8 protein-coding genes and 1 pseudogene are annotated in these 14,471 nt (G+C 72.7%); 5 read left to right on the top strand and 4 right to left on the bottom strand.

Going from position 1 to position 14,471, the window contains the following annotated elements; translation table 11 throughout:
* Positions 1-44: 44 nt before the first annotated feature.
* The gene (locus ABIH81_RS28965; protein WP_349878038.1) at positions 45-866 is read right to left on the bottom strand and encodes an alpha/beta fold hydrolase; all 822 of its coding nucleotides are present in this window, start codon (positions 864-866) and stop codon (positions 45-47) included.
* 115 nt (positions 867-981) lie between these two features.
* Between ABIH81_RS28965 and ABIH81_RS28960 the strand changes: the two genes are divergently transcribed.
* Positions 982-1,995, top strand: coding sequence for a sigma-70 family RNA polymerase sigma factor (locus tag ABIH81_RS28960; protein ID WP_349878037.1), 1,014 nt, complete (start codon positions 982-984; stop codon positions 1,993-1,995).
* A 30-nt stretch (positions 1,996-2,025) separates the two neighbouring features.
* Here the strand turns inward: ABIH81_RS28960 and ABIH81_RS28955 are convergent.
* Positions 2,026-2,214, bottom strand: a pseudogene (locus ABIH81_RS28955) (hypothetical protein); the annotation flags it as partial.
* A gap of 289 nt (positions 2,215-2,503) precedes the next feature.
* Here ABIH81_RS28955 and ABIH81_RS28950 point away from each other — a divergent pair.
* Positions 2,504-2,992 carry a winged helix-turn-helix domain-containing protein gene (locus ABIH81_RS28950; RefSeq protein WP_349878036.1) on the top strand — a complete coding sequence of 163 codons (489 nt, stop codon included), beginning with the start codon at positions 2,504-2,506 and terminating at the stop codon, positions 2,990-2,992.
* 151 nt (positions 2,993-3,143) lie between these two features.
* Here ABIH81_RS28950 and ABIH81_RS28945 read toward each other — a convergent pair whose 3' ends face one another.
* Positions 3,144-7,541 (bottom strand): S8 family serine peptidase, encoded by a 4,398-nt coding sequence (locus ABIH81_RS28945; RefSeq protein WP_349878035.1) that lies wholly within the window; start codon positions 7,539-7,541, stop codon positions 3,144-3,146.
* Between the two features lie 259 nt (positions 7,542-7,800).
* Between ABIH81_RS28945 and ABIH81_RS28940 the strand changes: the two genes are divergently transcribed.
* From ABIH81_RS28940 to ABIH81_RS28930, 3 genes are all read left to right on the top strand, one after another.
* Positions 7,801-8,352, top strand: a complete 552-nt coding sequence (locus ABIH81_RS28940) for a winged helix-turn-helix domain-containing protein (protein WP_349878034.1) — start codon at positions 7,801-7,803, stop codon at positions 8,350-8,352.
* Between the two features lie 21 nt (positions 8,353-8,373).
* Positions 8,374-9,819: a cryptochrome/photolyase family protein gene (locus tag ABIH81_RS28935; RefSeq protein ID WP_349878033.1), complete on the top strand. Its 1,446-nt coding sequence runs from the start codon at positions 8,374-8,376 to the stop codon at positions 9,817-9,819.
* Positions 9,820-10,061: 242 nt separating this feature from the next.
* On the top strand, positions 10,062-13,292 hold the full coding sequence (locus tag ABIH81_RS28930; RefSeq protein WP_349878032.1) for an Ig-like domain-containing protein: 3,231 nt from the start codon (positions 10,062-10,064) through the stop codon (positions 13,290-13,292).
* Positions 13,293-13,354: 62 nt separating this feature from the next.
* Here ABIH81_RS28930 and ABIH81_RS28925 read toward each other — a convergent pair whose 3' ends face one another.
* On the bottom strand, positions 13,355-14,401 hold the full coding sequence (locus ABIH81_RS28925; protein ID WP_349878031.1) for a zinc-dependent alcohol dehydrogenase family protein: 1,047 nt from the start codon (positions 14,399-14,401) through the stop codon (positions 13,355-13,357).
* Between the last annotated feature and the right edge of the window lie 70 nt (positions 14,402-14,471).

Below are 14,471 nucleotides of genomic sequence, written 5' to 3'. Positions count from 1 at the left end.
GGTCCACGTCGGCGCCGGCCCGGGCGGCGTCGGCAGCCGCGTCGTCAGCGGTCGAGGAAGGCCAGGGTGACCGCGGCGAACAGCGGCGACTGGTCGAGGTCGTAGTGGGTCAGGCCGGGCAGGATCGCCAGCGCGTGGCCGCCCGCCGGCCGGCCCTCACCCGCCCAGCCGCCGTCGCGCCGCCCGCCGTCGAGCAGCCCGAACACCTCGACGAAGTGGCTCGGCGGGGCCATGTCGGAGTCGGCGGCGACGACGAGCGTCGGCACTCGCAGGGCGCGGACCTGCTCGGTGAGGTCGAAGTCCGTCCGCATCGCCTCGCCGATCTTGTCCAGCAGCCGGGGGAAGTCCTCCGGGCGGGGCGCGACGCGCTGGTACAGCTCGTACATCGGGGTGTCCTTCATGTATTCGGCCGCCGCGGCGCCGACCTGGCCCTGCTGCGCCAGCATCTCCGGGTAGACGGCGTCGCGGCGGATGTGCGCGGACGCGGCGACCAGCCGGCCGACCTTCTCCGGGTGCCGGAACCCGGTGTGCAGGGCGACGCCGCCGCCGAGCGAGAAACCGACCACGTCCGGCCGGTCCAGCCCGAGGTGGTCGATCAGCGCGGCGACGTCGTCGGCCATCAGCGCCATGTCGAGCGGCCGGTCCACGTCGGCGGTGCGGCCGTGTCCCTGCAGGTCCACCAGGATCACCTGGTGCTTCGCGGTCAGCGCGGGCAGGATCGGCGCGAACATCTCACCCGAGGTGAGGCCGCCGTGCAGCAGGATCATCGGCCGGCCCTCGCCGTGCGTCTCGTAGTAGAGGTGGACGCCGTTGACGTCGGCGTACCGCCCCGGGGCGTGGGTCTCGTCGCGCTGCGCTGTGGTCATCGGTGCTCCTCGTACGTGGTGACCTGACGACTGTTGGACCGGGCGGGCGGGGCGGATTCATCGGAGCGGGCCCGGCGTGCTCGCGTTCACGCAGCATGTGGGCTAGTTTCAGCCGGTGAGCGAGGTGGCGAGCGTCCCCGTCGAGGCGCAACTCGAGGCGTACCGGTCGGAGCTGACCGGCTACTGCTACCGGATGCTGGGTTCGGCCTTCGAGGCCGAGGACGCGGTGCAGGACACGTTCGTCCGGGCCTGGCGCAACTTCGACAAGTTCGAGGGGCGGTCCGCGCTGCGGACCTGGCTCTACCGGATCGCGACGAACGTCTGCCTCACCATGTCCACCAGCGCGCAGCGCCGCGTCCGGCCGATGGACCTCGGCCCGGCGGGCAGCGGCACCGCGACCCACCCCGGTGAGCCGCGCCCGGAGCAGATCTGGCTCGGCCCGGCGCCCGACGACCGGGTGCTGCCGGAGGTCGCCGACCCGGCCGAGGTGGTCGCCGGCCGGGAGTCGGTCCGGCTGGCGTTCGTCGCGGCGTTGCAGCACCTGCCGCCGAAGCAGCGGGCCGTGCTGATCCTGCGCGAGGTGCTGGCCTGGTCGGCCCAGGAGGTCGCCGACCTGCTCGACACGTCGGTGGCGAGCGTCAACAGCGCGCTGCAACGGGCGCGCGCCACGCTCGCCTCGGCCGACACCGAGACCGACGTGCGCCGGCCGCTGGACGCCGAGCAGCAGGCGCTGCTCGCCCGTTACGTGCGCGCCTTCGAGGCGTACGACCTGGCGGCGCTCACCGCGCTGCTGCACGAGGACGCGACGCTGTCGATGCCGCCGCTGCCGCTGTGGCTGCGCGGCCCCGAGCACATCGCGGCGTGGATGGCCGGCACCGGCAGCGGCTGCCGCGGCTCCCGCCTGGTGCCGACCGCAGCCAACGGGATGCCGGCGTTCGGGCACTACCGGCGCGACCCCGACGGCTCAGGCCACGTGCCCTGGGCGTTGATCGTGATCGGCGTCTCCGGCGGCCGGATCACGTCGCTCAACAACTTCCTCGACGTCGACCGCCTGTTCCCGCTGTTCGGGCTGCCCGCCCGGCTGGAGGAGGGCGCCGGCCAGCCCGAGCAGGCCGGCCAGCTCGCGTAGGTCGTCGCCCGCGCCGCGTACCTCCAGCCGCCAGCCGAACCGGCGGGCGGTCAGGCGCATCCGCGCCAGCACCTCGACCGTGACGAGGTCGGGCGCGGTCACCGCGGACACGTCGCACACCACCACGCCCCGGTCGCGGCCGCGCAGCGCCTCGGCCAGTTCGGCGCAGCGGGCCGCGATGTCCGCGCGGGTCGGCGTCCCGTCGGCCAGGCAGAGCATGTGGGTGATCACACGCGTTGGACCGCCGTACGTCCCGGCTCTCATCGGTACGCGTGCCGCCCCGCGCAATTCGTCTCGAACACGTTGTTGCAGGTAGTTACATCGACGTTAACTGCTATACCAATCATCGGTGCTCGGCTATATGATCCCGGTAGTTCACCCCGAAGCCTCACGAAACCGCAGCTCCCGCACCCCCTCGGGTCGAACTCCGCAAGCCAGGTTCCTCCGCATCGTCGTGCCTGGCGACCGCCCGGCGTCGTGGTTCGGCCTGCCGGAAAGGTGGGAACGGATGACAGGGCTCCCGTCCTTGGTCATCGGCATCGCGTCCTCGTCGGCCGAGCGCCGGCAGCTCGCCCAACTGCTCGGCGGCACCGAGTCGTTCCTGATCGTCTCCAGCGCCCATCAGGCCCGCCGCTTCCTCGACCTGGTACGCCGGCCCGCGCTCGCACCGGCGTCGCACCCCGCGAGCGACGAGGCGCCGGCCGATCCGCCCCGGCGGGAGCTGGCCGTCGACTCCGACCGGCGGGTGCTGCGCTGGCGGGAGCGGGAGATCGGGTTGACGCCGCTGGAGCACGACCTGCTCGTCTGCCTCACCGATACGCCCGGCCAGGTGTGGACGTACGCCCGGCTGCACCGCGCCGTCTGGGGCAACGACCACCTCGGGCGGGGCTCGGACATGCACTCCGTGGTACGCCGCCTCCGCCGCAAGCTGGGCCGCCTGGACGCCCCCGCCACGATCCACGCGGTGAGAGGCGTAGGTTTCCGCCTCACTCCCTGACGCCCCCCTTCTCGCCGTCGATCTTGCACTTGCGTCCCTCGGGGTGGGGTATTTGTGTGCCTTGCCGGGGCGGTAAGTGCAAGATCGCCGGGAACGTGGGGCGGCCCGCCCGGCGTTTGTGCGCCGGGCGGGCCGTCCTTCGGGTGCTGGGTCAGCAGCGGGTGGGGGAGAGGGTGAAGTCCTCAACGGTGGGCGTGCTGCTGTTGATCTTCGTCTGGCGCGTCTGGGGCTTCCAGCCGTCCTTCGCGACGATCAGCGTCAGCGGGTTGTTGCGCCGGTCCATCCAGTAGGCGTACCGGCCCTGGGCGTCGGTGGTGAACGTGTAGGAGTTCGCCCAGGAGTCGACCTGTACGGTCACGCCCGCCAGCGGCGCGGTGGCGCCCTGGCAGCTCTTGCCGGAGACCGTGCCGGACAGCTTGCCCCAGGTGGTCGGCGGTTGCGCGATCATGGTCACCGCCACCGGCTCCACCGTGTACGGGGTGTTCTCCTTGATCACCACGGAGGCGGAGTACGTGCCGGGCTGGTCGACGTTCGCGGTCATGCCGACCGTGACGGTGACCTTCTCACCCGGCGCCAGCGTGACCTTCGACTTGTCGACGGTCAGCCAGCTCACGTCGGCCGCGCCCTCGGCGCACTCGCCGAAGCCGGGCAGGACCTCGCTGTCCTTGGTGGCCGTGAAGCCGCCCGACGAACCACCGATCTTGTAGAACCCGCAGGCCGCGCCACCCCGGTAGCGGGGGGCGTTGGCGTTGGGCAGGTTGGCCCACGAGTTGGTCGCCGGGTCGAAGGCGAAGCCGGCGTTGGTGATGGCGCCGCCCTGCGACCCGCCGACGACCAGGAGCTTGCCGTTGGCGACCGCGTACGAGGACGCCCAGCTGTCGGCCGGCGCGTCCGGGATGGCGGTCCAGGCATTGGCGCCCGGGTCGAAGGCGTAACCGACCTTCTGCGAGGCCGTCCCGTCGTTGCCGCCGGTGCAGTAGACGGTGCCGTCGATCCCGCCGCAGGACAGGAACGCCACCGACTTCGGGTACGCCGGCAGCGTCTCCCAGGCGTCGGCGCCCGGGTCGTACCGGACCACCGAGTTTGCCATCGGCGTGCAGCTCGCGGTGGTGCAGCCGCCGATCGCGTACAGCTTGCCGCCCGCGACCGCCTGGCCGGCCGCCGCGCGCGGCGCCGGGTTGTCGGCCTTGCGGGTCCAGGTGTTCGCCGCCGGGTCGTACGAGAAGGTGGCGGCGTCCGGACCGGCGGCACCCCAGCCACCGGTGGCGATGATCTTGCCGTCGATCACGCCGACCGTCATGGCGTTACGCGCGCCGGGCAGGTCGGCGGTGCCGGTCCACGTCTGGGTGATCGGGTCGTACCTGTAGTTCTTGGCGCTCGACGCGGTGCCGTCGCCACCGGCGATGGAGTAGACGGTGCCGTCGACGTTGACGACCCGGTTGTCCATCACGTTCGCCGGGTAGCCCGGGATCGTGGTCCAGGGGTCCGCCTGGGGTGCGGCGGCGGCGATCGCGTTCGACGACTTGCCGGACGAGCGGGCCGCGAACGACGTGGCGGCGGTCAGCCGCTGGACCGGCGCGCCGGTGGAGCCGAGCAGCGCCTGCTCGGACAGCCGGGAGCCGTCGGCCCGTTGCAGCACGAACCCGCCGTCGCGCTCACCGAACTCGGCGGTGACCGGGGCCCCGCCGGTGTTGGTCACCGTGAAGGTCTTGCTGACCTTCCCGCTCGGCATCCGGACGGTGCCGGTGATCGAGGTCGGCTTCACCGACAGCCGGCCGGCGGCGAGCTGGAAGTTGGCCGCCGTGGCCCAGTCCTCCTCGACCGCCACCTGCTTGGTCTGGCTCACGTAGTTGCCCGCACTGGCGGTGAACGGGTGCGTCCCGGTCAGCGACGAGAACATCCAGTAGAAGCCGTCGGGCAGCTCGGTGTCGTCCGGCGTGGCGACGGTGGTGGCCTTCTCCGCCGGGCGGTCCGAGCTGGTCACCGTGGCGCCGTTGACGTAGCCGTTGTCGTTCTTGTCGCGGACGTGGCCGAGGACCAGGCCGCCCTTGACCGGCTTGCAGACGAGCTTGCTGCCGATGAGGACGTTGTCGACCTGCCACCACCATTCCCAGCTCGCCTCGTAGTAGTGGAAGCGCACCCGTACCTGCGACTGGCCGGCCGCCTGCGGGATCGGCACCTCGGTCACCCGCGGGCCGCGGACGTCGGCGGCCTGCCGGAGCACGTTGCTCCACGTGGTGCCGCCGTCCAGGCTCAGGTCGACGTCCGCGCGGTCGCTGTTGAGCCAGTTGTAGTCCTGGTTGAACCGGATCACCGGCGCGGTCACGCCGGTCAGGTCGACCACCGGGCTGACCAGCGACGTGTCCTGCCGCCCGCCGCTGCCGTAGTTGTCGCTGTCGATGATGGCGAAGTTGCCGCTGCCGCCGGTCAGGTTGCCGCGCTCACCGGCGTCGGTGAACTCCCAGACCTGGCCGGTGCCGGCGTTGTCCACCACGGTCCAGCCGTCCGGGACACCGGTGCCGTCGAACGTCTCGTACTCGCCGTCGGAGCTGACGGTGTAGCCGGGGGCGGTGGTGCACGCCTCCGGGTTCGCCTGCACCGCCACGTTGGCGGTCACGTTGCCCGTGCCGACGGTGACCTCCTTGGTGGTGGTCAGGTAGCCGGCGTACTGCGGCTCGACCTTGAGCCGGTACGTCGCCCCGGACGGCAGCGACAGGCTGTAGCGGCCGGTCGACGGCGTGGTGTAGTCGGAGATCGGCGTGCCCTCGACGCTCACCTTCGCGTACAGCGGCCAGCCGTGCCCGGAACCGTCGGTGACCTGCCCGCTGACCGTGACGCTCGCGACCGCGGTGAGCGCGACGTCGAGCGTGGTCGTCGTGTTCGCGGTGATCGTCGCCGACAGGGTGCGGCTCGCGTACCCGAACGCCGAGACGGCCACCTGGTAGTCGCCGGCCGGCAGGAGCGAGGAGTACGTCCCGTCCGCGCCGGTGGTCAGCGTGCGGTCCGCCGCGCCGGTCAGGGTGACCGTCGCGCCGGCGATCCCGGCGCCGGTGGCGGCGTCGGTGACCTTGCCGGCCAGGGTGCCGTTGTCCCCGATCGGGGCGGCGGCGAGCAGCGCGAGCGCGTCCAGGCGGCCCTCACCGTAGACGTTGTTGTCGTCGGTGGTGCCGCCGCACTGCGAGTCGCCCTTGTCGATCGCCGTGTCGTTGAGCAGCGCGCGGGTCGCCGTGACGTCGCCGACCAGGGTGGGCGCCGCCGACCAGAGCAGCGCGATCGCGCCGGCCAGGTGCGGCGCCGCCATCGAGGTGCCGCTGATGCTGGCGTACGAGTTGGTCGGCACGCTGGAGCGCACGTTCACGCCCGGCGCCGAGATGTTCGGCTTGATCTCGCCGTTCTGCCCGGTGCCCCGGGACGAGAAGCTGGCGATGTTGTTGTTGACGTCGTACGCGCCGGCCGAGTAGTTGTTCGCCAGGCTGCCCGGTGAGCCGCTGGTCTGGCAGGACGGGCCGTTGTTGCCGTTGGACCAGACGCCGAAGATGCCGGAGGCGGTCCAGGCGTCGGTGACGTCCTCCATGAACGGCTCGTTGGACGGCGCCGTGGTGCCCCACGAGTTGTTGATGATGTTGGGCCGCTTGCTCGCGTCCGGGTTCTGCCCGTTGAGGTCGGTGGGCTCCAGCATCCACTGCCCGGAGGAGATCAGCGCGGCGTCGGACGGGCAGCACCCGTTCGCGGCGATCCACTTGACCTCGGGGGCGACGCCGATCTGGTTGGCCCCGTCGGCGCCGACCATGGTGCCCATGGTGTGCGTGCCGTGGCCGTCGGAGTCGCACGGCGCGGTGGCGCAGTCGCCGGCCGCGTCGAACCAGTTGTAGTCGTGGTCGAAGGTGCCGTCACCGTTGTTGCCCCGGTAGGCGTTCACCAGCGCCGGGTGGTTGAACTGGACGCCGCTGTCGATGCTCGCCACGGTGATCCCGGCGCCCTTGACGCCGTACTGGGACCAGACGTCGTCGGCGTTGATGTTGGCGATGCCCCACTCCAGGGCGTTCGCCGACTTCTCGTCGGTGCCCGGGGTGGTCTCCGGCAGCTTGTACTCCACCGGCGCGTACAGACCGTCCACCTCGGAGTGGGCGGCGAAGTTCTGGGCCATGGTCAGCGAGCCGTCGGTGACCTTGATGGCGTTCGTCGCCCAGAAGGTCTGGTACTTCGTGCCCGAGCGGTCCAGCTCGGCGCGGATCTTCGACTGGCTGTCGGCGGCGGTCTTCTTCAGCGCCGCCGCGACGGCGGCGCCGCGCTCGTTCCAGTCCTTGATCGCGGCGGCCTTGCTCAGGTCCGCCTTGGCGGCGAAGTGGATCCAGAAGTCGCCCTCGCTCTTGCCCTGGAGCTGACGGGTGAGTTCGGGACGGATCTTGTCGCCGGCCGACGCGCCCGCGCCCGTCTCGGCCTGTGCCGCCGTACCGGTCGCGGCCAGCGCGGTGGCGGCGAGCACCAGGGCGGCGCCCGCGCTCACCAGCCGCCGGGCCGGGCCCCATCTGTGTGGACGTCTCAGCATCGGTGCTGCCTCCTGTTCCGATGACCCGCGGATGATCGAGCCATGGCAGAAGGGCCAGGAGACGTGCTCTCCCGACTGCTACACCGGTGTGAAAAGAACCCCCCAGGCCCCCTAGGCGCCGTGCGGGTCTGCGCCGGACGCCTGAGTGGACACTATGATCGACAGTACGGAACGATCAATAACCGTACGTGAGCAACATGTCACCAACAGGCCCCCGGAGCGGGCGGCCTGTTGACAGTTTTTGTCACGGTGGGGCGCGGTGACGACTGACGGCACGAACGCGGCGAACTCCGGCACCGACCCGTCGGAGCGCCCCTTCTCGCTCGTCATCGGGGTGACGTCGTCCCCGGCCGAGCGGCTGCGGCTGACCGAGCTGCTGGACGGCGTCGCGCCCCTTCTGATGGTCGCCGATCTGGACGAGCTGCGCGAGTTGATCACGGACGCGCCGGCCCCGGCCGACGCGCCGGCCCGGCCCGTACCCCGGGACAAGCCCGCGCCGGACGGCGCGCTGGTGATCGACGGTGCCCGGTCGACCGCCCGGTGGGGCAACCGGGAGACCGCGCTGACCCGGCTGGAGCGTGACCTGCTGACCTGCCTGACCGCCGAGCCGGTACGGGTGTGGAGCTACGCCGAGCTGCACCACGCCGTCTGGCACGACGCGCCTACGCACGGCCGGGCCGACGTGCAGTCCCTGGTCAAGCGGTTGCGCCGTAAGCTCGACGAGCTGGGCACCGGCGTCACCATCGCGGCGGTACGCGGCGTCGGCCTGCGGCTCACCGACCACCGCCACCCCCGGGTACGGGGAGACTGACCACACGTCCACTGTGAAGGGATGGCATTGGCACCCTGGCGCTGGCTCCTGGCGGATCAGGTCGGACCCCACTTCCTCGACGACGACACGCAGCCCGTCCTGCTGGTGGAGGCCCGGTCGCTGTTCGCCGACCGCCCGATGCACCGGCAGAAGGCGCACCTGATCCTGTCCGCACTGCGGCATCGCGCCGCCGGACTCGGCGACCGGGCTCGGCTCGTACGGGCCGGCACGTTCCGCGAGGCGCTCACCGGGCTGGGCGAGCCGGTCGAGCTGGTGCACCCGGCGTCCCGGGCGGCGCTGGCGTTCGCCCGTACCGTGGACGGGCTGACCGTACTGCCGCCACGCGGATTCGTCACCGACCGCGCCGACTTCGCCGCCTGGGCCGACCGGCGGCGCGGCCGGCTGCGCGTCGACGACTTCTACCGGTACGCCCGCGAGCGCCACGACGTGCTGCGCGACCTGCCCGCCCCGGCCCGCCGCCCCCGCGCCCGGCCACCGGTCGGCGTGCCGCCGCCCCCGCCGGTCGTCGAGGACGACATCGACGCGCAGGTCCGCCGCGACCTGGACCGCTGGGCGGACGAGGGGATCCGGTTCACCGGCCGGGACGGGCCGCGCCGCCACCCCGCCACGCACGCCGAGGCGCAGGACCGGCTCACGCACTTCCTGACCCACCGGCTGCCCGCGTACGCCGGCACCCACGACCTGCTCCGCGACGGCGACGGACTGCTCGCGTACAGCGCGTTGTCGTCCTCGTTCAACCTCGGCCTGCTCGACCCGGAACCGGCGATCCGGGCCGCCGAGCGGGCCGGCCGGGACGGCGCCGCGCCGCCCGCCGCGGTGCACCGGTTCGTGCGCGGCCTGCTCGGCTGGCGCGAGTTCCTGTGGCAGCTCTACTGGTACTTCGGGCCGCGGTTCCGGGGCGCCGGCTGGCTCGGCGCCGCGCAGCCGCTGCCGGAGTGGTTCGACCGGCTCGACGCCGACGCGGTGGAGGCCCGCTGCCTCGCCGGCGTGCTCGCGGGCGTCCGGGACACCGCCTGGGCACACCACACCGCGCGGCTGACGGTGCTCGCCAACTACGGCCTGCAGCGCGGCTGGCGTCCCGCCGAGCTGGCCGACTGGTTCCGCCGCAGCTTCGTCGACGGCGCGGACTGGGTCATGAACGCCACTGTCATCGGCATGAGCCAGTACGCCGACCTGTCCCGCATCGACACCCGGCCGTGGGCGTTCGACGGCACGCACCTGAACCGGATCGGCGCCCCCTGTGCCGGGTGCCGGTACGAGCCCGACGTGGCGCTCGGCGACACGGCGTGCCCGTACACAGGGGGTTTCGATGCGTTCTGGCACCGCAACCGGGAGCGGCTCGCGGCCGACCCGAGGCTGGCCGGGGCGCTCGCCGGGCGCGACGACCCGCAGCGCCGCGACGCGGTGCTGGCGCAGGAGGACAAGCGCGGCAGCGAGGCGCCCTGACACCCGCCGGGACAGCGGTGTCCCGGACCGGACGGCGCGCACGGCCGGACGGTGACAGCCGGTGACCCGATCGGTGGAGCCGCGCTGCCGGTGTGGCCGAAATTGATGGCGACCGGTCGATTACCGGTGCGGCGCGTATCGCGAGAAGTCTTTGCCTCCTACGGTGACGTCCGGCACGCGGACGGAGGGGACCCGGGAATCACCCGAGGAGGCCGTCCCGGCGGACAGGGAGAGTTGTCTCGATGCGAGTTTGGCTTCGCGCGGTGGCGGTCGTCGCCGCAGGCGCGGTCGTGGTGGCGGGAGTGCCGGCGCTCGCCGCCACCGTCACCGTGCGGGACGCCGGCGTGGCCGGCCAGACCGGCGCACAGGCGACGGGAAGCAGCGCCGCGCTGGGCGCCGCGCGTACCACCGCGACCCGGGCGCTGGTCACCCCCGGGGACACCCGGCTGATGCCGACCACGCCCCGCACCGACACGCCGCGGATCAACAACGGCGAGATCACCGACATCGAGGTGATCGGCAACCGCGTCTTCATCGCCGGCACGTTCACCTCGATTGCGAACGTCGGCGGGTCCGCGATCACGCAGCGGTCCCTGGCGTCGTACAACCTGGACACCGGCAAGGTTGACACCGGCTTCAAGCCGGTCATCGACGGCGCGGTCGCCGCGGTGGAGGCGTCGCCGGACGGCTCGTCGCTCTACATCGCCGGCTCGTTCAACACGATCAACGGCGTCACCAAGCGCAAGATCGCCCGGCTGAACCCGGCCACCGGCGCGCCGGTCGCCGCGTTCACCGCCACCGCGAACGCGCGGGCCACCGCGCTGGCCGTGAGCGGCAACGCCGTCTACGTCGGCGGCCAGTTCGCCACCGTCAACGGGGTCAGCCGCAGCGGCCTGGCCGCGCTCAACCCCACCACCGGCGCCGTCGACACCGGCTTCAACCTGCCGCTGACCGGCGGCATCGGCGTCGGCGGCATGCTCACCGTGCAGCAGCTCAAGCTCACCCACGACCGCAGCAAGCTGCTGGTCGTGCACACCGGCCGCCAGATCGCCGGCCAGGACCGCTACGGCGTGGCCCTCATCGGTACGGCGAGCAAGGCGCTGCTGCCCTGGCGTACCCGGCTGTGGGAGGACAACCTCTCCTTCGTCGGCGGCATCCAGCGGGTCTTCGCCGGTGACATCGCGCCGGACGACTCGTACTTCGTGGTCACCAGCGGCTCCGGCGGCGACCGTCCGCCGATCAACGACACCGCCATCGCGTACCCGCTGACCGGAAACGACCACGTCGAGCCGCTCTGGATCTCCCGGCACTTCGACAGCATCTACTCGGTCGCGATCACCGACACCGCCGTCTACGTCGGCGGCCACTTCAGCTGGCAGGAGTCGCCCACGTCGAACGTGCCGTGGCCCGGCCTGGACAACGTCGGCTACGGCACCGGCCAGGGGCTCAGCGGCTACGGCCTCGGCGACCAGGTGGTCCGCCGTGACCACCTCGGCGCGCTGGACCCGCTCACCGGCACCGCGCTGGAGTGGAACCCCGGCTCCAACTCGTACGAGGGTGAGAAGGCGATGCTGGCCACCTCGCGCGGCCTGCTCGTCGGCGGTGACGGCAACGTCAAGGGCGGCAAGACCACCGGCCGGGTGGCCTTCTTCGACCTCTCCCGCCAGCCCGCGCCCGCGCCGCTGGACACCACCATCACCACGCCGATCGAGGGCGCGGTGAAGCCGGCCGGCGAGTCGTTCACGATCAGCGGCCAGGCGCTCGCCCCGGCCGGCGTGGCGCGGGTCCAGCTGGAGATCCAGGACCGCAACAGCGGCAAGTACCTCCAGGCCGACCTGACCACCTGGGGCGCGTTCAAGGCGATCAACACGACGCTCGCCGCGCCGAACGCCACCTCCACCACGTGGAGCCTGCCGGTGACGCTGCCGGCCGGGGTCTACCAGTTGCAGGCCAAGACGTTCGACCGCAAGGGGGCCGGCGACACCACCAAGGCGGTCAAGAAGATCGAGGCGTTCCGCTTCGACGACCTGCCGCCGTCGACCCGGATCAGCTCGCCGTCGGCCGGCCTGCTCGCCACGCAGACGTTCGTGGCCTCCGGCACCGCCACCGACGACAAGGGCGTCAACTCGCTGATCTACTCGTTCCGCACGCCGGACAACCGGTACCTCCAGGACGACGGCACCGTCGCCGCGGTCTACAACACCTTCCGCGGCGAGCCGGACGTGATCGGCGCGACGTCCGCCACCTGGCAGTACGAGGTCACGCTGCCGATCGAGGGGCAGTGGAAGATGACCGCCACCGCCGTCGACACGACCGGGCAGAGCGACCTGCGCGGCGACACCCGCGACTGGACCGTCTCGGCCAACGGCGTACCGCCGACCGTGGCGATCACCTCGCCGGTGGCGATGACCCCGCCGGGCAACCCGGCGCCGTTCACCGTCGCGCCCGGCGGCGCGGTCACGTTCGCCGGTACGGCGAACGACGACGACGCCCTGAAGTCCGTCGAGATCTACCTGCGCAACAACACCACCCGCGAGGCGCTCGCCAGCGACGGCACGTGGGGCGCCGACTCGGTCGCCGGCTACCACCGGATCTCCCCGACCAACCTCGACGCCGCGACGTTCGACTGGTCGTTCACCACCGTGCCGCTCACCCCCGGCGTCTACGACTTCCGGGTACGGGCGACCGACAAGCTCGGCCTGACCACGTCCAGCACCAACATGGGCCGGCTCACCGTCACCGCCCAGGTGCCCGGCGACGCCTTCCCGAACGGGCTGCTCAGCTTCACCGGCGTCAACCAGGACATCGACCAGCTGCACCTGGACCTGACCGGCACCGCCACCGACGACAAGGGGCTCCGGGCGGTCCGGATCGCGCTGCGCGACCTGGACACCGGCCGGTACGTGCAGCCCAACGGCACCATGGCCGCCGCGTTCGCCACAGTCGACGCGACGCTCGCCGCGCCCGGCGCGACCAGCACCGCGTTCACGCTCTCGATCGACCTGCCCACGCGGGGCACGTACAGCGTCGAGGCGTGGGCCGTGGACACCGCGGGTCAGCAGGACAACTCGACCAGCGGCGCGACCGCCCGGTATCTGGTCTACCCGGGTGACACCGACCCGACGCTGGAGCCGAGCATCACGCCGGTCGAGGGCCAGGCGTACACCGGTGGCCGGATCGTGGTCACCGGCCGGGCGGTGGACGACGGCGGGATGCAGAAGGTCGAGGTGCAGATCGGCAACAGCGCCGGGCAGGGCATGAACTCGGGCGGCACGTTCGGCCGGGCGGGCGCGCCGAGCAGCTGGCCGTGGATCGCCACGTTCCTGACCAGCCCGGGCTCGCCGGGGTCGAACTTCGCGTACACGTCGCCGGTGATCCCGGCCGGCACGTACACGGTGACGATCCGCGGCATGGACAACCGGGGGCAGTACCAGCAGCCGCCCCGTACCGTCACGGTGACCGTCACCGACTGACCGGGCGGCCTCGCGGGCCGGTCCGCGCCGGGTCTCCCGGCGCCGGGCCGGCCCGTGCCCGTTCAGGGACGGATCAGGCACATCCCGGCGGTGGCCGGCTGGTCCATCGTGGCCAGCGCGTCCGGCGCGGCGGCCAGGTCGATGGTGCGGGTGACCAGATCGGCCGGGCACAGCACGCCGGCGGTGACCAGCCGCAGCATCTCCGGGTAGGCGTGGGCCGGCATGCCGTGGCTGCCCCGCAGCTCCAGCTCGTACGCGATCACCAGGTCCATCGGCAGCGCGGGCCGGCCCTGCGCGGCGGGCAGCAGCCCGACCTGCACGTGCCGGCCGCGCCGGCGCAGGCCCTCGATCGACGCCACACAGGTGGCGTGACTGCCGAGCGCGTCCAGCGACAGGTGGGCGCCACCGCCGGTGGCCTCCCGGATCGCGGCGGCCACCTCGCCGGGACCGCCGAGCGCGCTCGCGTCCACGCAGACCGCGGCGCCGCTGCGGCGGGCCAGCTCCAGCGCGCCGGGCGAGACGTCCACCGCCACCACCCGCGCCCCGCTCGCCGCCGCGACCATGACCGCGGACAGGCCGACGCCGCCGCAGCCGTGCACGGCCACCCACTCGCCCGCCGCCACCCGGCCCTGCGCGACGACGGCCCGGAACGCGGTGGCGAACCGGCAGCCGAGCGCGGCGGCGGCCGCCTCGTCCAGCTCGTCCGGCAGCCGGACCAGGTTGACGTCGGCGTGCCGCACCGCGACCAGCTCGGCGAACGAGCCCCATCCGGTGAAGCCCGGCTGGGTCTGCCGCTCGCAGACCTGCTGGTCGCCGGCCAGGCAGGACGGGCACCGCCCGCACGCGCAGACGAACGGCGCGGTCACCCGGTCGCCGGGCCGCCACCCGCGTACGTCCGCGCCGGCCGCCACGACGACACCGGCGAACTCGTGCCCCGGTACGTGTGGCAGGCGGATGTCCGGGTCGTGGCCCTGCCAGCCGTGCCAGTCGCTGCGGCACAGGCCGGTCGCGCCCACCCGGACGACCACGCCGTCCGGCGCGGGTGCCGGGTCGTCCACCTCCCGGACCTCCGGCCGTACCCCGAACTGCTCGAACACCACCGCACGCATGCCCCTGATCCTCACACCCACCCCGCCCGCCCGCCGAACCGCCCTCCCCGCCTCCCCGCTCTCCGCTCTC

Source organism: Micromonospora sp. HUAS YX12 (assembly GCF_040215685.1).
Classification (GTDB): domain Bacteria; phylum Actinomycetota; class Actinomycetes; order Mycobacteriales; family Micromonosporaceae; genus Micromonospora; species Micromonospora tulbaghiae.
Note: the sequence above shows the minus strand (reverse complement) of the source record. Positions and strands in the feature narration are given on the sequence as shown.